This is a genomic window from Palleronia pelagia (genome assembly GCF_900110115.1).
GTDB classification, from domain to species: domain Bacteria; phylum Pseudomonadota; class Alphaproteobacteria; order Rhodobacterales; family Rhodobacteraceae; genus Palleronia; species Palleronia pelagia.
In genome coordinates, this window is record NZ_FOCM01000002.1 from 423,569 (window position 1) to 444,358 (window position 20,790).

At 67.9% G+C, this 20,790-nt stretch carries 22 protein-coding genes, 1 pseudogene and 1 riboswitch; of the genes and pseudogenes, 10 read left to right on the forward strand and 13 right to left on the reverse strand.

Annotation, left to right across the window (positions count from 1 at the left end; genetic code table 11):
* Positions 1-5: 5 nt before the first annotated feature.
* The 6 genes and pseudogenes from BMX96_RS06265 to coxB all read right to left on the reverse strand — a co-directional run.
* Positions 6-692 carry an SURF1 family protein gene (locus BMX96_RS06265; protein ID WP_091844723.1) on the reverse strand — a complete coding sequence of 229 codons (687 nt, stop codon included), beginning with the start codon at positions 690-692 and terminating at the stop codon, positions 6-8.
* A 107-nt stretch (positions 693-799) separates the two neighbouring features.
* Positions 800-1,591 carry a cytochrome c oxidase subunit 3 gene (locus BMX96_RS06270; protein WP_091844724.1) on the reverse strand — a complete coding sequence of 264 codons (792 nt, stop codon included), beginning with the start codon at positions 1,589-1,591 and terminating at the stop codon, positions 800-802.
* Between the two features lie 27 nt (positions 1,592-1,618).
* A complete protein-coding gene (locus BMX96_RS06275; protein ID WP_073128535.1) occupies positions 1,619-2,176 on the reverse strand; it encodes a cytochrome c oxidase assembly protein in 558 nt (185 codons plus the stop codon).
* Positions 2,173-2,355, reverse strand: coding sequence for a hypothetical protein (locus tag BMX96_RS06280; protein ID WP_091844725.1), 183 nt, complete (start codon positions 2,353-2,355; stop codon positions 2,173-2,175). Before BMX96_RS06280 ends, BMX96_RS06275 begins: the two co-directional genes overlap by 4 nt.
* The gene (cyoE, locus tag BMX96_RS06285; protein ID WP_091844726.1) at positions 2,355-3,281 is read right to left on the reverse strand and encodes a heme o synthase; all 927 of its coding nucleotides are present in this window, start codon (positions 3,279-3,281) and stop codon (positions 2,355-2,357) included. Before cyoE ends, BMX96_RS06280 begins: the two co-directional genes overlap by 1 nt.
* A 300-nt stretch (positions 3,282-3,581) precedes the next feature.
* Positions 3,582-4,466 (reverse strand): annotated as a pseudogene (coxB, locus tag BMX96_RS06290) (cytochrome c oxidase subunit II); the annotation flags it as partial.
* A gap of 196 nt (positions 4,467-4,662) precedes the next feature.
* On the opposite strand from coxB, the gene tldD reads away from it, so the two are divergent.
* The 3 genes from tldD (at position 4,663) to cobW (ending at position 8,309) form a co-directional block, all read left to right on the forward strand.
* The gene (gene tldD, locus BMX96_RS06295) at positions 4,663-6,087 is read left to right on the forward strand and encodes a metalloprotease TldD (RefSeq protein ID WP_091844728.1); all 1,425 of its coding nucleotides are present in this window, start codon (positions 4,663-4,665) and stop codon (positions 6,085-6,087) included.
* A gap of 84 nt (positions 6,088-6,171) precedes the next feature.
* A riboswitch (cobalamin riboswitch) is annotated at positions 6,172-6,407 on the forward strand.
* Positions 6,408-6,528: 121 nt separating this feature from the next.
* Positions 6,529-7,170, forward strand: coding sequence for a HupE/UreJ family protein (locus BMX96_RS06300; RefSeq protein ID WP_091844729.1), 642 nt, complete (start codon positions 6,529-6,531; stop codon positions 7,168-7,170).
* Between the two features lie 71 nt (positions 7,171-7,241).
* On the forward strand, positions 7,242-8,309 hold the full coding sequence (gene cobW / locus BMX96_RS06305) for a cobalamin biosynthesis protein CobW (protein ID WP_091844730.1): 1,068 nt from the start codon (positions 7,242-7,244) through the stop codon (positions 8,307-8,309).
* Positions 8,310-8,311: 2 nt separating this feature from the next.
* On the opposite strand, the gene BMX96_RS19595 is transcribed toward cobW, so the two are convergent.
* The gene (locus BMX96_RS19595) at positions 8,312-8,482 is read right to left on the reverse strand and encodes a hypothetical protein (RefSeq protein ID WP_175481670.1); all 171 of its coding nucleotides are present in this window, start codon (positions 8,480-8,482) and stop codon (positions 8,312-8,314) included.
* A 40-nt stretch (positions 8,483-8,522) separates the two neighbouring features.
* Between BMX96_RS19595 and BMX96_RS06310 the strand changes: the two genes are divergently transcribed.
* Genes BMX96_RS06310 through BMX96_RS19265 form a run of 4 tightly spaced genes read left to right on the forward strand, consistent with a single transcriptional unit; the run spans position 8,523 to position 13,725 of the window.
* On the forward strand, positions 8,523-8,990 hold the full coding sequence (locus BMX96_RS06310; protein WP_091844731.1) for a GNAT family N-acetyltransferase: 468 nt from the start codon (positions 8,523-8,525) through the stop codon (positions 8,988-8,990).
* Positions 8,991-8,996: 6 nt separating this feature from the next.
* Positions 8,997-12,668: a cobaltochelatase subunit CobN gene (gene cobN / locus BMX96_RS06315; protein ID WP_091844732.1), complete on the forward strand. Its 3,672-nt coding sequence runs from the start codon at positions 8,997-8,999 to the stop codon at positions 12,666-12,668.
* Positions 12,665-13,021: a CidA/LrgA family protein gene (locus BMX96_RS19260; RefSeq protein ID WP_139209996.1), complete on the forward strand. Its 357-nt coding sequence runs from the start codon at positions 12,665-12,667 to the stop codon at positions 13,019-13,021. Before cobN ends, BMX96_RS19260 begins: the two co-directional genes overlap by 4 nt.
* Entirely contained in the window at positions 13,018-13,725 is a 708-nt protein-coding gene (locus BMX96_RS19265) for an LrgB family protein (RefSeq protein WP_139209997.1), read from the forward strand. Before BMX96_RS19260 ends, BMX96_RS19265 begins: the two co-directional genes overlap by 4 nt.
* 145 nt (positions 13,726-13,870) lie before the next feature.
* Here BMX96_RS19265 and BMX96_RS06325 read toward each other — a convergent pair whose 3' ends face one another.
* Entirely contained in the window at positions 13,871-14,209 is a 339-nt protein-coding gene (locus tag BMX96_RS06325) for a hypothetical protein (RefSeq protein WP_091844733.1), read from the reverse strand.
* 98 nt (positions 14,210-14,307) lie between these two features.
* Here BMX96_RS06325 and cobO point away from each other — a divergent pair, with 98 nt between their 5' ends.
* Complete coding sequence (gene cobO / locus BMX96_RS06330) at positions 14,308-14,916, forward strand: cob(I)yrinic acid a,c-diamide adenosyltransferase (protein ID WP_091844734.1); 609 nt, start codon at positions 14,308-14,310, stop codon at positions 14,914-14,916.
* Here the strand turns inward: cobO and trhA are convergent.
* Together trhA and mscL are read right to left on the reverse strand one after the other, a co-directional pair.
* Positions 14,913-15,608, reverse strand: a complete 696-nt coding sequence (gene trhA, locus BMX96_RS06335; RefSeq protein ID WP_091844735.1) for a PAQR family membrane homeostasis protein TrhA — start codon at positions 15,606-15,608, stop codon at positions 14,913-14,915. The genes cobO and trhA overlap by 4 nt on opposite strands.
* A 101-nt stretch (positions 15,609-15,709) precedes the next feature.
* On the reverse strand, positions 15,710-16,147 hold the full coding sequence (gene mscL / locus BMX96_RS06340) for a large conductance mechanosensitive channel protein MscL (protein ID WP_091844736.1): 438 nt from the start codon (positions 16,145-16,147) through the stop codon (positions 15,710-15,712).
* A 325-nt stretch (positions 16,148-16,472) separates the two neighbouring features.
* Between mscL and BMX96_RS06345 the strand changes: the two genes are divergently transcribed.
* Positions 16,473-16,964: a hypothetical protein gene (locus BMX96_RS06345; protein ID WP_139209999.1), complete on the forward strand. Its 492-nt coding sequence runs from the start codon at positions 16,473-16,475 to the stop codon at positions 16,962-16,964.
* Positions 16,965-17,083: 119 nt separating this feature from the next.
* On the forward strand, positions 17,084-17,779 hold the full coding sequence (locus BMX96_RS06350) for a glutathione S-transferase family protein (RefSeq protein WP_091844738.1): 696 nt from the start codon (positions 17,084-17,086) through the stop codon (positions 17,777-17,779).
* Positions 17,780-17,788: 9 nt separating this feature from the next.
* Here the strand turns inward: BMX96_RS06350 and BMX96_RS20045 are convergent, their stop codons facing one another.
* The 3 genes from BMX96_RS20045 to BMX96_RS06360 are packed head-to-tail and all read right to left on the reverse strand — an operon-like array spanning position 17,789 to position 20,708.
* Positions 17,789-17,923, reverse strand: coding sequence for a hypothetical protein (locus tag BMX96_RS20045; RefSeq protein ID WP_269085821.1), 135 nt, complete (start codon positions 17,921-17,923; stop codon positions 17,789-17,791).
* Positions 17,920-19,245, reverse strand: a complete 1,326-nt coding sequence (locus BMX96_RS06355) for a c-type cytochrome (RefSeq protein ID WP_091844855.1) — start codon at positions 19,243-19,245, stop codon at positions 17,920-17,922. The genes BMX96_RS20045 and BMX96_RS06355 overlap by 4 nt, the downstream gene beginning before the upstream one ends.
* 8 nt (positions 19,246-19,253) lie before the next feature.
* On the reverse strand, positions 19,254-20,708 hold the full coding sequence (locus tag BMX96_RS06360; RefSeq protein ID WP_236736984.1) for a formate dehydrogenase subunit gamma: 1,455 nt from the start codon (positions 20,706-20,708) through the stop codon (positions 19,254-19,256).
* Positions 20,709-20,790 lie beyond the last annotated feature (82 nt).

Sequence of the window (20,790 nt, forward strand, 5' to 3'; positions counted from 1 at the left end):
AACCTTCAGTTGGTGGACCTTGCCATACGCCGAAGCAGAAGCAGTGTCATCCCCGCCCAGATCGCGGCCAGGGAAAACCAGGTGATGGCGTATTGCAGGTGATCGTTCGGGATGCCTTCGCTGGTGATGGGCAAAGGCAGGATATCGGGATGGACCCGCGCGTTGGCGACCACGAGCACGAAGTCGGTGTTGAGCGTTGCGGCCATTGTCGGCAGGTCGCGGGCGAACCAGATATTGTCGTCCAGGTCCGGATCGGGTGTGAAACCGTCGACCTCGTCCGGCCAGAGCAGGTTGCCCGTCACGGTGAGCGTGTCGCCCAGATCGGGGATGTCGCTGCCGGACGTGGCCGGCACGGCGCCCGCGTCCAGCAGGACGGCGCGGCCATCCGGCAGGTCCAGCGGATAGATCAGGCGATAGGCCGGGCCAAGCTCGGCGGTGGTCACCAGCACCCGGATCGCGGCATCGCGGGGCTGACCGGTCAGCGTGACCGGTTGGTACTCATCGGCGGCCTCGGAGACGTTCCGCGGCAGGGGTTCGGCCGGTCCCGCGATGCGGGCGTCGATGCGGGCGAGGATATCCTGTTTCCAGGCCAACCGCTGCACCTGCCAGATCCCCAGCCCCAGCAGCAGCGCAAGGCCCACCACGGCAAACACACCGAAACCGATCATCCGCACGCGAGTCGTCCGGGCCATTGGCCTTCCCCTGTCTGCAAAAAAGGGCGCTGCAAGCGCGCCCTTTCGTCGTTCGTTTCAGGACCGGCCCGCCCTGCCGAAACAGGCATCCGGGCCGGTGCCGGGCGTCAGGAGCCCCAGATGTAGATCGACGCGAAGAGGAACAGCCACACCACGTCGACGAAGTGCCAGTACCAGGCGGCGGCCTCGTAGCCCACGTGCTTCTCGGGGGTGAAATGACCGGCCCGCGCCCGCAGGTAGCAGACGAACAGGAAGATCGTGCCGATGATGACGTGCGCGCCGTGGAAACCCGTCGCCATGAAGAAGTTGGCGCCGTAGATGTTGCCCGAGAACCCGAAGGCCGCGTGGCTGTATTCATAGGCCTGGAACACCGTGAAGATCAGGCCCAGCACCACGGCCAGGAGGGTGCCGTTCAGCAGGTCCTTGCGGTTGTTCTCGTGCACCAGCGCGTGGTGGGCCCAGGTCGCCGCCGCGCCCGAGCACAGCAGGATCAGCGTGTTGATCAGCGGCAGGTGCCAGGGATCGAAGGTCTCGATCGAGGGGGGCGGCCACTGGCCTTCGCTGAACGTCTCCATCGGGTACATGGCGTGCTTGAAGAACGACCAGAACCACGCGGCGAAGAACATGACCTCTGACATGATGAACATGATGAAGCCATAGCGCAGGCCGATGCGCACCACGGGCGTGTGATCACCATCGCGGCTTTCGGCCACGACGTCCGACCACCAGCCGAACATGGTGTAGGCCACGACGGCCAGCCCGATGAAGAACATCCAGGGGCTGTCATTGGCCATCCACAGCACGGCGCCGAACAGCATGATGAAGCCGCCGACCGCGCCGATGAACGGGTAAAGCGATGGCTGCAGGATATGGTAGTCGTGGTTCTTTTCGTGCGCCATGGGCGGTCCCTCGGGTTTGGCTTCGGCTTAATTCAGGTCAAGCGCGGCCTGCTCTTGCGGCAGGTCGATCTGGTAGAACGTGTAAGACAGCGTGATGTGATTCACAAACTTGGCGTCGCGGTCGTCGACGATGGCGGGATCGACGTAGAAGGTCACCGGCATCTGCACCCGCTCGCCGGGCTGAAGGACCTGCTCCTCGAAGCAGAAGCAGTCGATCTTGGTGAAGAAGTTGCCGGCATCGTAGGGCGCCACGTTATAGGACGCGCTGCCCGCGATGGGCTCGTCGGTGGGGTTGTAGGCTTCGTAGAAGGCCAGCCCCGTCTCGCCGATCTTGAGCGTGACCTCGGTCTCGACCGGCTTGAACTCCCACGGCATGCCGCGTTCCAGCGAGCCGTCGAAGCGGATGGTGATCTCGCGGTCCAGCACCGTGTCGGCCCCGGCCTCGGCCGTGTTGGTCGCACCGCCGTAACCCGTGACCCGGCAGAACCAGTCGTAGAAGGGCACCGACGCCCAGGCCAGGCCACCCATGACCAGCACGAGCCCGAGGGTCTGCGCGACCGTCTTCGTCTTGCCATCCATCTTCATTGCGTCACCGCTGTGCCGGGCACGTTCGCGTTGTCGAAGCCGTCGACGGCGCCGATCTGTTCGACTTTCACCACGGTCAGTCCGAAGATGATCGCGATGAAGCCCGCCAGGACCAGGCCGACCCCGACATTGCGGGATTTGCGGCGACCGTGAAGTTCGTGTTCCGCTTGGATTGCCATCAGATGATACCCCCTGCGCGCAGGGCCGCATCGGCCAGCAGCGCGCCGAAATGGATGAACAGGTACAGCAGCGAGAATTTGAAGAACGCCTTCTCGACAGCGAAATTGTCGGCCTCGGCCATGTCCTCGTCCCGGCGCGAGATCTCCCACGCGCCCTTCAGGAACCAGGCGTTCAGCGCGATGGCGGCGACCAGGTAGACCGGACCGCCCGCAGCCGTAAAGCCCAGCCAGACGGCGAAGGCCGCGAGGATCGCGGTATAGGCCAGGATGTGACGGCGTGTGGACCGGCGGCCGTGGGTCACGGTCAGCATGGGCACGCCCGCGTCGTCGTAATCGCTGCGCATGAACAGCGCCAGCGCCCAGAAATGGGGCGGCGTCCACAGGAAGATCAGGGCGAACATCAGCACCGACTCGAGGCTGACCGACCCTGTGGCCGCGACCCAGCCGATCATCGGGGGAAACGCCCCCGCGGCCCCGCCGATCACGATGTTCTGCGGCGTCGAACGCTTGAGCCACATGGAATAGACGACGGCGTAGAAGAAGATGGTGAAGGCCAGCAGCCCGGCAGCCAGCCAGTTGGTGGCCAACCCCAGCATCAGCACCGAGAAGCCCGACAGGGCCAGTCCTATGGCCAGCGCCTCGCCCCCCGACACGCGGCCCGACGGGACCGGGCGCCGCGCGGTGCGTTTCATCACCGCGTCGATATCGGCATCCCACCACATGTTCAGCGCGCCCGAGGCCCCGCCGCCCACGGCGATGAACAGGATTGCGCAGAAGGCGACGAAGGGGTGCAGCGACACGGGCGCGACCAGCAGACCCACCAGCGCGGTGAACACCACGAGGGTCATCACACGCGGCTTCAGAAGGGCGAAGTAATCGCCGAATTCTGCCTCGCGCTCGGGCGTGTGGACTGAGATGTCGGCCATGGGTGCACTCCTTGCGTCCCGGCGCGACCCCGCCGCGCCGGGATCGCTGGATCAGTTCGCGGTTTCGTCCGCGCCGTCTTCGGCCGCCGCGTCGTCGGCACTGGCATCGGTCGCTTCGCCATCCGCCGTTTCTTCATCGGCGGCGGCGTCGTCGGTCGTCCCTTCTTCAGAAGCAGCGTCGTCGGCCGCCGGTTCCCCGGAGGCGGCGTCCTCGGCGGGCGTCTCCTCGGCAGCGGCGTCGTCACCGCCTTCGGCCGGAGCCTCGTCCGACGTGGTGGCGTCGGCGTCACCCGTCTGCTCGGCCATCGCGGTTTCGCGCGGGGTGCCGCCGTATTCCTCGATCGACCGGTCCAGCCAGGCCTCGTATTCCTCTTCGCTGACCACCTTCACGGTGATCGGCATGTAGGCGTGCGCGATACCGCAGAGCTCGGAGCACTGGCCGAAATAGATGCCTTCCTCTTCGGCCTCGAACCACAGCTCGGCCAGGCGGCCGGGGATCGCGTCCTGCTTCACGCCAAAGGCGGGCACGGTCCACGAGTGGATCACGTCGGCGCCGGTGACCTGGACCACGATGGTCTGGCCCACGGGAACCACCATGGCGGTGTCGGTCGCCAGCAGGAATTCGTCCTGAGTGTAACCGGCCTCTTCCAATTGCGCGACCACCTCGGACGACATGCGGTTGTCGCCGCCGGTCGCGGGCGAGCCGATCATGTAGCTGTCGAAGCTGAAGTCATGGTCGGGATAGGTGTAGCCCCAGTACCACTGGTACCCGGTCGCCTTCACCGTCACGTCCGCCTCGGGGATTTCCTGCTGGTTGAACAGGATCGGAAGCGAGAATGCACCGATGAACACCAGGATCACGATCGGCACCACGGTCCACGCGATCTCGATCGGCGTGTTGTGGGTGAATGTCTTGGGATCCTTGTTGCGGCGGCTGTTGTACTTCACCAGAACGATACCCAGCAGCGCCACCACGAACAGCGTGATCGCCGTGATGATGATCAGCAGCATGCCGTCGAGCCAATGGACATCCTCGGCCAGCGACGTCGCAGCAGGCTGGAAGCCCATGGCGCCAGGGGTCGGCCGACCGATGATCTCGAGATCCTGACCGACTTCCTGCGCGCGGGCGGCGAAGGCGGAAAAGGCGGCGGTTGCGGCTGCGGTGATCGTTAAGGCTATGCGCATCGGCTTGTCCTGTCAGGCTACGACGTGCGGGCGTCGCCGCGGACCCTGTGGGGTGCGCGCGCTCCGCCCGCTGGAATGTTGCCGCTTAAAACCATATTACCGCTCAGGGAACAAGCCGCAGGCTTGCGGCATCCCGTCACCCGATCGCCAATAATGACGCGGATCCCGTGCATTTTCCCGCAGAAGGAGCCCCTCCGTGACCGACGCACCCTTTCGCCCGCTCGGCGACCGAATCGACGAAGACGCCGCGCGCCGCCACCTGCGCACCGCGCTGGACGGCGCCGACGACGGCGAGCTGTTCTTCGAGCGCAAGCGTTCCGAGGTTCTCAGCTTCGACGACGGGCGGGTGCGCAACGCCAGCTACGACGCCTCGGAAGGCTTCGGATTGCGGGCCGTGCGGGGCGAGACCGCGGGCTACGCCCACTCGACCGAGTTGAGCGAACGGGCCTTGCTGCGGGCGGTGGAAACGGCGCGCCTGGCGGTGGGCGACGGCGGCGGCGTGGCGGCCGATGCGCCCGCGCAGACGAACCGGAAGCTCTATACCGATGCCGACCCGGTCGCGGGGGCCGAGTTCTCTGTCAAGCTGGACCTATTGCGCGAGATCGACGCCTTCGCGCGGGGGCTGGACCCGCGCGTGGTGCAGGTGACAGCGACCCTCGCCGCGTCGTTGCAGGAGGTCGAGATCCTGCGCGTCGAGGGCATCCCGCTGCGCGACGTGCGCCCCATGGCCCGGCTGAACGTGTCGGTCATCGTCGAGGAAGACGGGCGTCGCGAGTCGGGCGGCATGGGCGGCGGCGGCCGCACCGGGCTCGAAGGCCTGATGGCGCCCGAGCACTGGCAGGGCCTGACGCGCGAGGCGCTGCGCATCGCGCTGGTCAACCTGCGTGCCGAACCGGCCCCCGCCGGCGTCATGGACGTGGTCCTCGGGCCCGGCTGGCCCGGCATCCTGCTGCACGAGGCCATCGGTCACGGGCTGGAGGGCGACTTCAACCGCAAGAAATCCTCGGCCTTCGCCGGGCTAATGGGGCAGCGCATCGCGGCGCCCGGCATCACGGTGCTGGATGACGGGACGATTCCCGACCGGCGCGGCTCGATCACCATCGACGACGAGGGCACGCCCTCGGGCAAGAACGTCCTGATCGAGGACGGCGTCCTCGTGGGCTACATGCAGGACCGGCAGAACGCGCGCCTGATGGGCGTGGCGCCCACCGGCAACGGACGGCGCGAAAGCTATGCGCACCCGCCCATGCCCCGGATGACCAACACCTACATGCTGGGCGGCGACGCCGATCCGGCCGCGATCCTGGCGGACCTGAAGGACGGGATCTACGCCGTCGGCTTCGGCGGGGGGCAGGTGGACATCACCAACGGCAAGTTCGTGTTTTCCTGCACCGAGGCCTACCGCGTGAAGAACGGCAAGGTCGGCGCGCCGGTGAAGGGCGCGACGCTGATCGGCGACGGGGCGACCGCCCTGCAGAAGATCCGCGCGGTGGGCAACGACATGGCGCTGGACCCGGGGATCGGGAACTGCGGCAAGGCGGGCCAGTGGGTGCCCGTGGGCGTGGGCCAGCCAACGCTGATGATCGGCGGGCTGACGGTGGGCGGTTCCGCCGCGTCCTAGGCCTGCCGCGTTCCGGCATTAGGGAAATTTGTCACCGACCGCGTCGCGGCTCGAATGCCGCTTGACGCGGGCCCGCCGCCCTGCGCAACACTGTCGCAGCATGGTGCCCCGTCGGGCCGCGTCAGAAGCCGCGGCAAGGGGGCTGAAATGGGAATGCGGACACGGGGGACCCATACCGGGCCCCGTCAGACCGCAGCCGCCCCCGCGACTGTACGCGGCGAGCGCGCGCCGATCACGCCACTGGGTCCGCACGGACCCGGGAAGGCCGGCGCAAGCGACGACCCGCAAGCCAGGAGACCAGCCATGCACCGGGCGCCTCGGCACCCGGCCTGCTGAACGGACGGGGTGTTCCGGGGATGGGGAAGGACGCGACGACACCGCCCGCGCCCCCTTGTTGCCAGACCCCCCTTTCAAAACTGGGATCCGAAAGGGGACAACGACATGAAAAAACTGATTTCGACCGGGGCCCTGGCCCTCGCCGCCACGCCCGCGCTGGCCCACCACCCGCTGGCCGGGATGGAGATGACGACCTTCGCCCACGGGCTGCTTTCGGGCGTGGGACACCCCGTGCTGGGCTTCGACCACCTGTTCTTCGTCGTGGCCGTGGGCCTCGTCGCCGCGTTCACCGGCCACCTGCGCACCGCGCCGCTGGCCTACCTGGGCGCCATGGCCGCCGGCGTGCTGTTCACCGTCGCGGGCGTCGCGCTGCCGCTGGCCGAAGCGGTCATCGCCGTGTCGCTGCTGGCGCTGGGTGCGGTGGCTCTGTCGGGCCGCAAGGTATCGCACGGGGCCGCGCTGGCGCTGTTCGCGGGCTTCGGCCTGTTTCACGGTGCTGCCTTCGGCGGCGCGATGGCCTCGGCCGAGGCGGGCGCGGCCATGGTCGTGCTGCCGGGCTACCTGCTGGGCCTGGTCGCGGTGCAGTACCTGATCGCGCTGGCCGCCGGCGCGCTCGCCCTGCGCGTGGCCGACAGCGCCGCCGCGATGCAGCCGCGCCTGGCGGGCGCCCTGGTCGCCGGCATGGGGCTGTTCCTGACGCTCGAGACGGTCGAGGGCGCGACCCTCACTGCGCTCGGCTGGGGCTGATCGCCCCTTGAAGACCACGCGCGCGTCCCGTAGCGGGACGCGCGATTTTCCCGTTCAGCAAGGCCGTTCAAATGCCCGCAAAGATTCCCGCCACCATCGTCACCGGCTTTCTCGGCGCGGGTAAGACCACGCTGATCCGCCACCTGATGCAGAACGCCGAAGGCCGCCGAATCGCGCTCATCATCAACGAGTTCGGCGATCTCGGCGTGGATGGCGGCATCCTCAAGGGGTGCGGGATCGAGAATTGCAGCGACGACGACGTGATGGAGCTGTCAAACGGCTGCATCTGCTGCACCGTCGCCGAGGATTTCGTACCGACGCTGGAAAAGCTGCTGGCCCGCGACCTGCCGCCCGATCACATCGTGATCGAGACCAGCGGCCTCGCCCTGCCCCAACCGCTGGTGCAGGCGTTCAACTGGCCCGAGATCTCGACCCGCGTCACCGTCGACGGGGTCGTGACGCTGGTCGACGGCAAGGCCGTGGCCGAGGGGCGTTTCGCCCATGACGTGTCGGCCGTGGACGCCCAGCGCGCCGCCGATGACAACCTCGACCACGAAACGCCGCTGTCCGAGCTGTTCGAGGACCAGATCGCCTGCGCCGACATGATCGTGGTCAACAAGACCGACCTGCTTGAGCCGATCGAGGCCAAGGGCCTGGCCGATCGCCTGCGGGCCGAGGCACGGGCCGGCGTGCAGGTCGTCACCACGTCGATGGGCGTGCTGCCCTCGGCCGTGCTGCTGGGCCAGAACGCCGCCGCCGAAGCCAGCGTCGACGCCCGCGCCGCGCATCACCACCATCATCATCACGATGACGACGACCACGACGATCACGATCACCACTACCATCACGACCATGACCACGACGAGTTCGAGTCGTTCACGGTCGAGCTGGGCGAGATCTCGGACCCGGCGGCGTTCTCGGAAAAGGTCGCCGACACGATCCGCGCCCACGACATCCTGCGGCTGAAGGGCTTCGCCACCGTCACCGGCAAACCCATGCGTCTGACGATCCAGGCCGTTGGCCCGCGCGTCGACAGCTATTACGACCAGCGCGCCACCACCCGCGAAACGCGGCTGGTGGTCATCGGCCAGGCCGGGCTTGACCGCGCCGCCATCACGGCGGCGCTGCAGGCGGCGTGACCCTAGTCGTCGGACTTCTTCGCGTGGCCCTCGGGCCCGCGGACGTTCTTCGGCCATTCCTCGTCGATGGCGATGGCCTCGTCCCCCGTGGGCGGCTTGTCGAACTTGGTCTTGCCTTTCGCCTTGTCCTCGTGGGCGGGGCGGTCGGTGCGTTTTCCGTTCTCGTCGGTCATGATCGTGTCTCCTTTGCCCTAGGAACTGGAGCGCGGATCCATGTTGACGATTGAAAAATCGCATCCGCGTCAGCCCGACGCGGCGGCCCTGCTCGATGCGAGCCAGGCGATGATGCGAAAGCTCTTCTCGCCCGAACAGAACCACTTCCTATCCCACGACGCGCTTGCCGCGCCCCACGTCACGCTGTGGCGGGCCCGCGACGGCGACGCGGCCCTGGGCGTGGTGGCGCTGGCCGACATGGGCGACTATGGCGAGGTGAAATCGCTGTTCGTGACCGACGCGGGCCGTCGCCGGGGCGTGGCCCGCGCCCTGATGCGCGCCGCCGAGGACCTGTCGCGCGACCGCGCGCACACGCATCTGCGGCTGGAAACAGGGACCGGGCTGGACGCCGCCGTGGCACTTTACCGTTCGCTCGGCTTCACGATGTGCGGCCCGTTCGGCGCCTACGGGCAGGACGGGTCCGACATTTCGGCCAGCATCTTCATGGAAAAACCGCTGGAGCCCTGACGCGCCATGCACCTTCTCGCCGCCACCCCGGGCACCATCGACGATGGGACCGAGCCCGTAGATCCCGGTCAGACGCCCGCCGACCTGCTGATCCTGTCGGCCGCCGATACCGACCTTGCCGCCCTGTCGATGGCACGCGCCGAGATGGACGATGCGCCCGGCCTGCGCCTGACCAACCTGACCTACCTGCGCCACCCCATGTCGGTGGACCTGCACCTGGAAAACTGCGCCCGCCAATGCCGCATGGTGATCGTGCGGCTGCTGGGCGGGGTGGGACACTGGAAATACGGTGTCGCGCAGTTCTCGGATCGTCTGTCACGGGCGGGTGTGCCCCTGGTGCTGCTGCCCGGCGACGACAAGCCCGATGCCGAGTTGCGGGCGCTCTCGACCGTGTCGGGGGCCGATTACGACGCGCTCTGGTCGTGCTTCGTCGAGGGCGGGGTCGAGAACGCAAAGACGCTGCTGACCCACGCCGCCGCCATGCTCGACGGGGCCGAGCGTCCGCCTTCCGCGCGCCCCCTGCTGCGGGCCGGGCTTTATTGGCCCGGGACGCCTGCGCCGACGCTCGACGACCTGCGCGCCGCGTGGACACCGGACGCGCCGGTGGTCCCGGTGATCTTCTACCGCGCGCTGGTGCAAGGTGCGGGGCTGCAACCGATCAACCGCATGGTCAAGGCGCTGCTGCGCGCCGGGCTGAACCCCATGCCGGTCTTCGTCGCGTCCCTGAAGGACCCCGTTTCGACTGCAACGCTCGAGCACCTGTTCCGCGCCGCGCCACCGTCGGTGATTCTCAACACCACCAGCTTCGCCGTGGGCAGCCCCCACGCCGGAGAAGGGGCCGACAATCCGCTGGCTGCCCCTTGGGCGAACGAAGCGCCCGTGTTCCAATGCGTTCTCGCCTCCTCGACCGAGGATCAATGGTCCGAGGGGCTGAGCGGCCTGTCGGCCCGCGATATCGCCATGAACGTGGCCCTGCCCGAGGTCGACGGGCGCATCCTGTCGCGCGCGATCAGCTTCAAGGACACCGCCTTCTTCGACGAGGCGACCCAGTGCAACATCACCACCTACCGCCCGCACGGGGACCGGATCGGCTTCGTCGCCGAACTGGCCGCGAACTGGGCACGGCTGCGCACGACCCCGGCGGCCGGGCGCAAGGTGGCGATGGTGCTGGCCAATTACCCCAACAAGGACGGGCGGCTGGCCAACGGCGTGGGGCTCGACACGCCCGCCGCCACGGTGGGCGCGCTGCGGGCGCTGGCGGCGGCGGGCTATGGCGTGGGCGATATCCCCGCCGACAGCGACGCGCTGATGGCACGGGTGATGGCGGGGCCGACCAACTGGCTGACCGACCGTGCGGACCGGCGCGGGGGCGAGGTCCTGCCCCTCGACACCTACCGCCGGCATTACGATGCGCTGCCCCTGTCGGTGCGCCAGGCCATCGAGGACCGCTGGGGCACGCCCGAGGACGACCCGTTCGCGGGCGCGGGCGGCATCCGCCTGTCGATCCTCAGGTTCGGCAACGCGGTCGTGGGCATCCAGCCCGCCCGCGGCTACAACATCGACCCGACCGACACCTATCATTCGCCGGACCTTGTCCCGCCGCACAACTACCTGGCCTTCTACATCTGGCTGCGACACGTCCACGGCGCGCAGGCCATCGTTCACATGGGCAAGCACGGCAACCTGGAATGGCTACCCGGCAAGGCGCTGGCCCTGTCGGCCGAGTGCCTGCCCGAGGCGGTTCTCGGCCCCCTGCCCCATCTCTACCCGTTCATCGTCAACGACCCGGGCGAAGGCACCCAGGCCAAGCGGCGCGCGCAGGCCGTCATTGTCGATCACCTCACACCGCCGCTGACCCGCGCCGAAAGCTACGGGCCGCTGCGCGATCTCGAGGCGCTGGTGGACGAGTACTACGAGGCGGCCGGGGTCGACCCGCGACGGATCACCCACCTGCGGGGCGAGATCCTGTCGCTGGCCCAAAGCACCGGCTTGGACCGCGACGTGGGCTTCGCAGGCGAGGCCGAGGGCGACCTGGCCAAGCTCGACGCCTACCTGTGCGAATTGAAAGAGGCGCAGATCCGCGACGGGCTGCACGTTTTCGGCACCGCGCCCGGGGGGCGTCTGGAGCGGGACCTGGCCATCGCGCTGGTGCGGGTGCCGCGCGGCGACGGGACGGGGGCCGACGCCTCGCTGATCCGGGCGCTGGCCGGGGATCTCGGGCTGGCCTTCGACCCGCTGGATTGCGACATGGCCGCGCCATGGGCGGGGGCGCGGCCCGACACGCTGTTGGGCGACGGGACATGGCGCAGCACCGGCGACACGGTCGAGCGGCTCGAGGCGCTGGCCGCGCGGCTGGTCGAGGGGCGGGCGCAGCCCCCCGGTCCCGCCAGCGCCGCGGTCATGGATCACCTGCACGCCACGGTTCTTCCCGCGATCCGCGGGTGCGGCCCGTCCGAGATGGGGGCGCTTCTGCGCGGGCTTGACGGTCGCGCCATCGCGCCCGGGCCATCGGGCGCGCCCACGCGCGGACGGCTGGACACGCTGCCGACCGGGCGCAACTTCTTCTCGGTCGACAGCCGCGCGGTGCCAACGCCCACGGCCTGGGCGCTGGGGTGGAAGTCGGCCAACCTGCTGATCGACAAGCACCTGCAGGATCACGGCGACTGGCCGCGCGCGATGCTGATCACCGCCTGGGGCACCGCCAACATGCGCACGGGCGGCGACGACATCGCCCAAGCCATGGCGCTGATGGGGGTGAAGCCGAAATGGGACAGCGCCAATCGCCGCGTCACCGGCTTCGAGATCCTGCCATCCGGCACGCTCGACCGGCCCCGTGTGGACGTGACGCTGCGCATCTCGGGCTTCTTCCGCGATGCCTTCCCGCAGCTGATCGCGCTGTTCGACAGCGCCGCGCGCGCGGTGCAGGCGCTGGATGAACCCGACGACATGAACCCCGCCGCGGCGCGGGCCCGCACGGGCGAGGACGGCGCACGCGTCTTCGGGGCGAAGCCCGGGGCCTACGGCGCCGGGCTGCAGGCCATGATCGACGAGCGGCTTTGGAACGATACCGCCGACCTCGCGGAAGCCTACCTGACATGGGGCAGCTATGCCTACGGCGCGGGGACCGAAGGGCAGCCCGCCCGCCAGGCCTTCGAGACGCGGCTGGGCCAGACGGACGCCATCGTCCAGAACCAGGACAACCGCGAGCACGACCTGCTGGACAGCGACGACTACTACCAGTTCGAAGGCGGCGCGGCGGCGGCGGTCGAAACGCTGCAGGGCACCAGGCGGCCGATCTATCACAACGACCATTCGCGCCCCGAACGCCCGGTGATCCGCACGCTCGAGGACGAGATCGGGCGCGTTGTCCGCGCGCGCGTAGTGAACCCCAAGTGGATCGACGGGGTGAAGCGCCATGGCTACAAGGGCGCGTTCGAGATCGCGGCGACGGTCGACTACATGTTCGCCTTCGCCGCGACGACCGGCGCCGTGAAGTCCCACCATTTCGACCTGGTGCACGCCGCCTTCATCGAGGATGACGAGACCCGCGAATTCATCGAGGCGCACAACGCGCCCGCCCTGCGGGAGATCGCGCAGCGCCTGACCGAGGCGGCCGAGCGGGGGCTGTGGCAGCCCAAGTCGAACTCGGCCCGCGCGACGTTGGAGGAACTGGCATGATCGGCTCCATCGTCATCCTGCTGAGCTTTCAACTGGCCGGCGAGGTGATCGCCCGCGGCTTCGGCCTGCCCATCCCCGGCCCGGTGATCGGACTGGTTCTTCTGGTAGCGGCCCTATGGCTGCGCCCCGCGCTCGAGGACACGATGCGGCCGCTGACGTCGACCCTGCTGGGGCACCTGTCGCTGCTGTTCGTCCCGGCCGGAACCGGCATCGTCGGCAACCTGGACACCGTGCGGGACAGCGGCCTCGCGCTGCTCGTGGTGCTGGTCGTCTCCACGGCGCTTGCCATCGTGGCGGGAGCATGGGTCTTCGCCGTGCTGGCCCGCCGTTTCGCGCCCGAGGACGGCAGATGAGCGAGATCTGGTCCTACCTCAGCCGGGGCGAGCTTGTCTGGCTGACCGCGACGCTGATGGCCTATCTTTGCGGCGACTGGGCCTTCCGGGCGTCGGGGCGCAGCCCGCTGGTGAACCCGGTGCTGGTGGCGGTGCTGATCCTGTCGGGTGTGCTGATGGTGACCGGCACGTCCTACCCCACCTATTTCGAGGGCGCGCAATTCGTCCACTTCATGCTGGGCCCGGCGACCGTGGCGCTGGCGCTGCCGCTTTGGGCGCATCACGGCCGGGTGGCGCGGGTGCTGGTGCCCATGGGGGCCGCGCTGCTGGTGGGGTCGGTCGTCGCCATGGGATCGGCGCTTGCGTTGGGCTGGGCGCTGGGCCTGCCCATGGACGTGCTGGTGTCGCTGGCCCCGAAATCCGCCACCGCGCCCGTGGCCATCGGCATCACAGAAGAGCTGGGCGGCCTGCCCAACCTGACGGCGGTGCTGGTGATCCTGACCGGGATCATCGGCGCGATCATCGTGACCCCGTTGCTGAACGGGCTGGGCTTCACCGACTACCGGGCGCGGGGCTTCGCGGTCGGGGTCGCCGCCCATGGCATCGGCACCGCGCGCGCGTTCCAGGTGAACGAGGTCGCCGGGACCTTCTCGGGCATCGGGATGGGCCTGAACGCGGTGCTGACGGCGGTGCTGGCACCCGTTGTCGTGCGGCTGTTCCTCTAGGTCAGAGGGTTTCTGCCTGGGACACGGGCTCGACGCTGAGGCGCGGCGCCTTCTGCCGACCGTGCGTTCCGCCAGAGAAGACGGACGTGGCATCGGACACTGCGGCCCTCCTTCACTCTGCATCTGCGCACTTAGGCGTCCGAGCTCAGTACCGCTTCAACACCACCACACGTCTGCTGAACGGGGCCGGATCGTCCGGGGCATCGTCGCAGCTTAACCTGGCCCTCTGGATCGCCTGATCGGCATCCAGTGACTTCACCCGGCACCCGCTGGCACTCTCGATCGCCACCTCGGCGTGGTGCAGCACCGTGCCTTCACGCGGCAGAAGGTGACGCGAGGTGCGGATGGCCTCGGCCCGTTCGCCGCGCACACGGACCGAGAACATCATGTCGCCCACCGCCACCCGCGTCACCGGCGCCCGCGCGAACTCAAGCGACGGACTGTCGCAAGCCGCGACCGACAGGAAGATCACGAACCAGCGCATGGCACACAGCCTGCCGCGCCAAGGTTAACAAACCCTGAACGCGCTTGCGCAGCCGCGCGCGGGGCGTCAGGTTGCCCCCGTCACGAAAGGAGCCCCCGATGAGCGACGATCCCGACCGCCACGCCCAGAAGATGGCCAAGAAGAAGGCCGCGCGCGACAAGATCATGGCCACCAAGACCGACGAGAAGGGGCTGATCATCGTCCATACCGGCAAGGGCAAGGGCAAGAGCTCGGCCGCTTTCGGGATGATCTTCCGCTGCATCGCCCACGAAATGCCCTGCGCGGTGGTGCAGTTCATCAAGGGTGGCATGTCCACGGGCGAGCGCGACCTTATCCTGTCGAAATTCCAGGATGTCTGCGCGTTTCACACCATGGGCGAGGGCTTTACCTGGGAAACGCAGGACAAGTCCCGCGATACCGAGATGGCGCAGGCCGCCTGGGCCAAGGCGCGCGAACTGATCGCGGACGACACCAACCGCATGGTCCTGCTGGACGAGATCAACATCGCGCTGCGCTATGAATATCTCGACTTGGCCGACGTCCTGGCGTTCCTGCGCGATCACAAGCCGCCCATGACCCACGTGGTCCTGACGGGGCGCAACGCGCATCCCGACCTGATTGAGGCCGCGGACCTCGTGACCGAGATGGAGCTGGTGAAGCACCCGTTCCGGTCGGGCATCAAGGCGCAGGTGGGCGTGGAGTTCTAGAAAAGCACCGGCGCGATCGTCTCGGCGATCAGCTCGGGCTCGAGCTCGCGCAGCACTTCGACGGTGATGGCGGCGTAGATCAGGCCGCTCGCCACCAGGACGAAGCTGTGCCAAATCGTCGTGTGATAAGGCAGCCGTTCCCACAGGAAGAAGATGACCCCCAGCGTGTAGAGACAGCCGCCTAGCCCGATCAGCCACATCCCCGCGGGGCTGAGCGCGGTGAACACGTCCCAGCCCAGCCAAATGCCGACCCAGCCCATCCCGAGATAGAGCGCGAGGCCAAGCCATCGCATGCGGTCGGGCGCCAGCATCTTCAGCGACGTGCCGCCCAGCGCGGCGCCCCAGAGCCCGGCCAGGAAAGGCACGCCCGCCCCGCCGGTCAGCGCCACCAGCGGCGTGAAACTGCCCGCGATCTTCAGGTAGATGGCGGAATGGTCGAGCCGTTTCAGGACCTTGGTCCAGCGATGGCGTCCGGTGATATTGTAGATGGCCGAGGCGCCCAGCATGGCCACCAGGCTGAGCCCGTAGACCGTGACCGCAGTCACGGTGGGCGCGTCGCCCCGCCGCAGCACCGCCAGCACGATCAGCGTTGGCACAGCCGCCAAGGCAAGGCCCAGGCCGAGATAATGCACCGCAGCGTCGGTGCGACGCTCGACGGCGTAGCGCGGGCAATATCTTTGAAGCCTGGTCATGCCCCGAAGATAACCTCAAATCGTAACCGGTAAATGAAAGACCACGGAAAGGTGTGGTGACGGAGCGGCACCCTGCCCCGCGCCGCCGGTCTTCCGAGTGCTCAGGACGCCTTTCGATCGGCCGCCAGCGCATCGCGGATCTCGATCAGGATATCCAGCTCGGAGGGGCCGGTCTGAACTTCGGGCGCGACATCGTCGGGCTTGGTCGCTGCCTCTTTCACGCGGTTGACCATCTTGACCAGCATGAACACCACGAAGGCCACGATCAGGAAATTGATGACCGCATTGATGAAACTGCCATAGGCGAAGACGGCGGCGCCCGCCTCCTGCGCGGCGGTAAGCGAGGCATACTCGCCCTCGCCCAGAACGACGAACATGTTCGAGAAGTCTATTCCACCGGTAAAGATCCCGATGAACGGGTTGATGAGGTCCGCCACCAGCGAACTGACGATCGCGGTGAACGCCGCGCCGATGATGATGCCCACAGCCATGTCCATGACATTGCCCTTGGCGATGAAGTCCTTGAATTCACCGATCATGCCGATCTCCTAGAGATTGAAATACTGCGTTGTCCCCGTCCGGGTCTGGGTCGCGTCACACGACAAATTATCACGTTTCGTCGCATCGTCGCCACGGACACCGATAAATTCCCATTTTGACAGCGTCCTGCCAAACTATTTCCGCTTTTCCTGCTACCCTAGGGCGCAATCCGCGTCATCGATTTCGCAGAAGCGAGCAACGGGACGCCGGAACGGAGGCGTCGTTTCATGTGGGACGCTGACGTGGTCGGATCGGGACGAGAGATCCATCGACCGACCTTTCGGAGCAGAATGCTCCGAACTGGGGTAATGGGACGATAACGTCATGAAATTTCTCGGATTTGCCTCCGTTTTGCTGGCCCTGACGGCGCCCGCATTCGGACACTGGATGCTGAGCAACCACCAGGGAGCGATGGATACAGCTCCCCTGCAAGCAAAGAAGAAAGAGGGTGGAGCTTTTGGTTTGTCTTTGGAATGCAGCGCGGACGATGTGCCCATCGCGCGGTTCTCGACCCCCGAGAAGGTGGGGCTTGCCCGGGCCGAGCTCATGAACGCCGCATCCATCAACCTGGTGGTGCAGGTGGATGAAAACCGACATTTCGTTCTGGCGGGAAAGACCGACAGTGCCGGCGACGGTCAGCTATCGGTGACAGGCGAGATGCCGTTGGACCTGCTGGCGCAAATGGGCAAGGCCGAGCAATCGGTCACATCCGGGCTGAAGATACTTGGCGCGGTCTATTATACGACGGCCTTTTCGGTCGACAGTGCGCGGATCGCCGGCAGGGCTCTGGCGCGGGGCTGCGGCGCGAATTTCTAGGAAATAGGAGGATCTATCCTTCTCCTGCATGCGCGCAGCCCTTCTGCGCGCGGCCCGGCCTGTCGTATACCTTTCGGCATCCTAGGTGGCTGCAAGACGCAGAACCCAGAGGATACGCCATGAGCACCCTTGCCGACTTTTCCATCGCCAGCAAATGGCCCGCCAGCCACCCGGACCGGATCCAGCTTTACTCCTATCCCACGCCCAACGGGCGCAAGGTGGGGATCATGCTGGAAGAGACCGGCCTGCCCTACGAGCCGCACCTGGTCACGCTCAAGGACGCGGACGTGAAATCGCCCGAGTTCCTGTCGCTGAACCCCAACAACAAGATCCCCGCGCTGATCGATCCCGACGGACCCGGGGGCGAACCGCTGGGCATATGGGAGTCGGGCGCCATCCTGATGTACCTGGCCGAGAAGTCCGGCCAGTTCCTTGGCACCGGCACCCAGCGCTGGGAGGCGATCACCTGGCTGCAATGGCAGATGGGCGGTCTCGGGCCGATGTTCGGGCAGCTGGGCTTCTTCGTGAAGCTGGGCGGCAAGGACATCGAGGATCCCCGCCCGCGCGAGCGCTACATCAACGAGGCCAAGCGCCTTCTGTCGGTGCTCGAGACCAAGCTCGAGGGCTACGAGTGGGTGGCGGGCGAGTATTCCATCGCCGACATGGCCATCGCGCCGTGGCTGGGCGCGCTGGAGTTCTACGGCGCGAAGGACATGGTCGGCTGGACCGACTACCCGCGCGTGAACGCCTATTTCGACCGCTTCATGGCGCGCCCCGCGGTGCAGCGCGGGTTGAACGTGCCCGACGCCGGCTAGAGCGGGCGATCAGTCCTCGGGCAGGCGCACGCTGTCGCTGGCCGTGACCGCGGCCGAGCTGTCGCCGAAAATGTCTTCCAGCAGGATCGGCGCCGCGGCGGTGATCAGGCCCAGGCAAACGACGGCAAGAACGAAGGCTTTCACGGTTGGTCTCCTTGATCGGGGGTCGCCGTGGCGGTCTGAAGCCAGGCGATGAGGTCGGCGCGGTCACCGGGCTTGGCGATGACCTGCATGGGCATCTTCGAGCCCGGAATATAATGATCGGGGCCCTGGTCGAACAGGGCGTCGATGGTGTCGGGCGTCCAGGTGATGTCCGACCCGTCGAGACGCTCGGAATAGACGTAGCCCGGCACGGTGCCCGCGCGGCGACCGAAGACCCCGTGCAGGGTCGGGCCGGCCTTCCGCGCCGTGTCGGGCGTCAGGCTGTGGCAGATCGAGCATTTGCGCATGAATTGCCGTTCGCCGTTCGACATGGATTCGGGGTCGCGCAGGAAGCTCGCCCGCTTGGCCGTGGTGGCCGGGACGGCCTCCTCCAGCTCGGCCACCTCCCAGACCAGCAGGTCGGGATCCAGTCCGCCGGAATACAGGCGCGATCCGTCCGGCGAGAAGGCCAGCGCCCAGACCGGGCCACGCGACACGGCGCGGAAATCGTGCGCGACGCCGCGGGTCGCGGTGTCGATCACCATGATGAACCCCTCGCCGTCGCCGACGGCCAGCAGCCCGGCCGCGTCACTGTAGGCCAGCGACAGGATGGGACGCCGCTCGGCCGTGAAGTCGGCCAGAAGCTCGCCCGTCAGGGGCGACACCAGCCGCGTCCCCCCGTCCACTGCGCCGTAGGCCAGCCAGCCCGGCCCCAGCACCAGCCGGTTCACCCCGAACCCGTGCCGCGCGATGACCCGCGTCTCGGCCCCGGTTCCGGGGTCCCAGGCCCGGATCGTCCCGTCGGCGGAGGCGGTGTAAAGAGTCGTGCCGTCGGCCGAGAAGGCAACGTCGTTCACGCCCTGGTCGTGCCCGCGAAGGACGATAGCGTCGTCGCCTTGCGAAGGCGGGGTCGCCCCCCCTGCCGCGATCTCCCACAGCGCGACGGTGCCGTCCCAGCTGGCCGAGGCGAGCAGCGGCGCGGTGGGCGACAGGGCCAGGGCCGAGACCTTGCCGCGATGCTGGCCCAGCACCTGGGACGCGCCCGTCTCCGGGGTCCACTGGCGGACGGCGAAATCGTCACCGCCCGAGAACACCGCGGACGCGCCGGGGAACAGCACCGCGTTCACCGCGGCGGCGTGGCCGTCCAGCCAGCGCGGATCGTCACCGGACCAGAGCCCGACCGCGTTGTCGAAGCTTGCTGTGGCGACGCGCCCCCCGGGCGACACCGCCACGTCCATGACGGGGCCGCCATGCCCCGACAGCCGCGCGGGATCGGCCGCCAGCGGCAGCGCGGCGCAGACCAGCGTCAGGGCAAGGGCGCGCACCGGCGGGCTCACTCGGCGGGGGTTGCCGCCCCGGTGCCGGTGCCTTCCCGTTCCTTGGCCTTCTGCTCCTCGGCCCAGATCGAGTGGTGCTGCTCGGCCCAGGCCTCGTCGACCTGGCCCGATCCCATGGCGGCGAACGCGCCCTCCATGCCCACCGAGCCGATATAGATATGCGCCAGGATCAGCGTCATCAGCGCGAAGCCCACGATGGCGTGCCACAGCTGGCTCAGCTGCATTTCCTCGTGCGGGGCAAGGTCGGTGTCCAGCGGCCCGAAGCCCAGAACCTGCGGGATGCCGAGGCCGTTCAGCTTGTCGAAGGTGGGGGCGAACAGCTGCAGCTCGAACGGGAACAGCAGCGACAGGCCCGAGATCGAGATCGAGGTGCCGAGCACAATCACAGACCAGAACACGATCTTCTGGCCGAAGTTGAACTTCTTCGCGGGCGGGTGATGCTTCGTCAGGAAACCGCCGCCCATCTTGATCCAGGTCCAGTCGGTGCGGTCGGGCAGGTTTTCCCAGACCCACATGACGAAGATCAGCGCGAGCGCGATCATGAAGGCCCAGCTGATGTTGTCGTGCACGAACTTGCTGAAGCCCGCGATGCTGGCATAGGCCTCCTTGCCCATCACCGGGATCAGCAGCGTGCGTCCGGCCAGCGAGAACAGGCCCGTAATCGCCAGGATGATGAACGACCCGGCCAGCAGCCAGTGGCCGAACCGCTCGACCCCCTGGAACCGGGTGATGGTCGAGCCGTCCTTGCCGCCGTCGATGCGCATGCGGCCGGCGATGATGTAGAAAAGAAGCAGGAGACCGGCCATGGCGGCCAGGGCGATGCCGCCCCATTTCAGAAGCGGGCCCTGGCGGAACTGCAACCAGGCCATGCCGCCATCCTGCATCAGCACGCCGGCGGCAGGGCCGCGGGCGGTCACGGTCAGCTCTTGCGCGTCGTAACGCATGGCGCGCCAGAGCTCGGAATCCGAGGTGCCGCCTAGCGCGCCCAGCTCACCCACACCCGCCATGTCGGCGCCCGGGGCGGTGCCGACGGCGTCGGGGTTGTTGCGGAAATCCTCGTCGATGATCTCGCCGCGCTGGCGGGCCAGGATGTCTTCCAGCGTTTGCGCGCCGCCGGTTTCGGGGCGGCTTTGCACCGACAGGGGCGCGTCCTCGTAGACGGTGTCCTCGGGCGGGCGCACGGACGAGCCGCCTTGGGTGTCGAACTCCTCCGACGCGTCGCGCAGGGGCGTTTCCATCGTCACCTCGCCCGGCAGTTCGGGCGTGTCGGTCGTGGGCAGGATGTCCCGCGATCCTTCCTCGGGCGGGCGCACCGACGAGGTTCCGGCGGGTGTGCGGTAGGGCTGGTCGCGGTCGGCCAGCGCGGCATCGCCCAGCGGACGGTCCTGCGCGATGGCGGGCAGCGCGGCGGCGAGGCAGAGAAAGACGAGAGCGGAACGAAGAAGACGCATTTTGCGGGCCCCCTGGGGAAACTGCAGGTCATCCGTCCCGAGACGCGGGACGGGAAAGGAAGCGGCCCCGCACTCGCGCGCA

What these genes read in the sequence shown, in the direction of transcription:
- BMX96_RS06350 (WP_091844738.1), top strand. Translation starts at nt 17,084, where the DNA reads ATGAGCACCCTTGCCGACTTTTCCATCGCCAGCAAATGGCCCGCCAGC.
- cobN (WP_091844732.1), top strand. Translation starts at nt 8,997, where the DNA reads ATGCACCTTCTCGCCGCCACCCCGGGCACCATCGACGATGGGACCGAG.
- trhA (WP_091844735.1), bottom strand. Translation starts at nt 15,608, where the DNA reads ATGACCAGGCTTCAAAGATATTGCCCGCGCTACGCCGTCGAGCGTCGC.
- cobO (WP_091844734.1), top strand. Translation starts at nt 14,308, where the DNA reads ATGAGCGACGATCCCGACCGCCACGCCCAGAAGATGGCCAAGAAGAAG.
- BMX96_RS19260 (WP_139209996.1), top strand. Translation starts at nt 12,665, where the DNA reads ATGATCGGCTCCATCGTCATCCTGCTGAGCTTTCAACTGGCCGGCGAG.
- cyoE (WP_091844726.1), bottom strand. Translation starts at nt 3,281, where the DNA reads ATGGCCGACATCTCAGTCCACACGCCCGAGCGCGAGGCAGAATTCGGC.
- BMX96_RS06265 (WP_091844723.1), bottom strand. Translation starts at nt 692, where the DNA reads ATGGCCCGGACGACTCGCGTGCGGATGATCGGTTTCGGTGTGTTTGCC.
- BMX96_RS06275 (WP_073128535.1), bottom strand. Translation starts at nt 2,176, where the DNA reads ATGAAGATGGATGGCAAGACGAAGACGGTCGCGCAGACCCTCGGGCTC.
- mscL (WP_091844736.1), bottom strand. Translation starts at nt 16,147, where the DNA reads ATGATCGGTGAATTCAAGGACTTCATCGCCAAGGGCAATGTCATGGAC.
- BMX96_RS06300 (WP_091844729.1), top strand. Translation starts at nt 6,529, where the DNA reads ATGAAAAAACTGATTTCGACCGGGGCCCTGGCCCTCGCCGCCACGCCC.
- BMX96_RS19595 (WP_175481670.1), bottom strand. Translation starts at nt 8,482, where the DNA reads ATGACCGACGAGAACGGAAAACGCACCGACCGCCCCGCCCACGAGGAC.
- cobW (WP_091844730.1), top strand. Translation starts at nt 7,242, where the DNA reads ATGCCCGCAAAGATTCCCGCCACCATCGTCACCGGCTTTCTCGGCGCG.
- BMX96_RS06325 (WP_091844733.1), bottom strand. Translation starts at nt 14,209, where the DNA reads ATGCGCTGGTTCGTGATCTTCCTGTCGGTCGCGGCTTGCGACAGTCCG.
- BMX96_RS06280 (WP_091844725.1), bottom strand. Translation starts at nt 2,355, where the DNA reads ATGGCAATCCAAGCGGAACACGAACTTCACGGTCGCCGCAAATCCCGC.
- BMX96_RS06360 (WP_236736984.1), bottom strand. Translation starts at nt 20,708, where the DNA reads ATGCGTCTTCTTCGTTCCGCTCTCGTCTTTCTCTGCCTCGCCGCCGCG.
- BMX96_RS19265 (WP_139209997.1), top strand. Translation starts at nt 13,018, where the DNA reads ATGAGCGAGATCTGGTCCTACCTCAGCCGGGGCGAGCTTGTCTGGCTG.
- BMX96_RS06270 (WP_091844724.1), bottom strand. Translation starts at nt 1,591, where the DNA reads ATGGCGCACGAAAAGAACCACGACTACCATATCCTGCAGCCATCGCTT.
- BMX96_RS06310 (WP_091844731.1), top strand. Translation starts at nt 8,523, where the DNA reads ATGTTGACGATTGAAAAATCGCATCCGCGTCAGCCCGACGCGGCGGCC.
- BMX96_RS06345 (WP_139209999.1), top strand. Translation starts at nt 16,473, where the DNA reads ATGAAATTTCTCGGATTTGCCTCCGTTTTGCTGGCCCTGACGGCGCCC.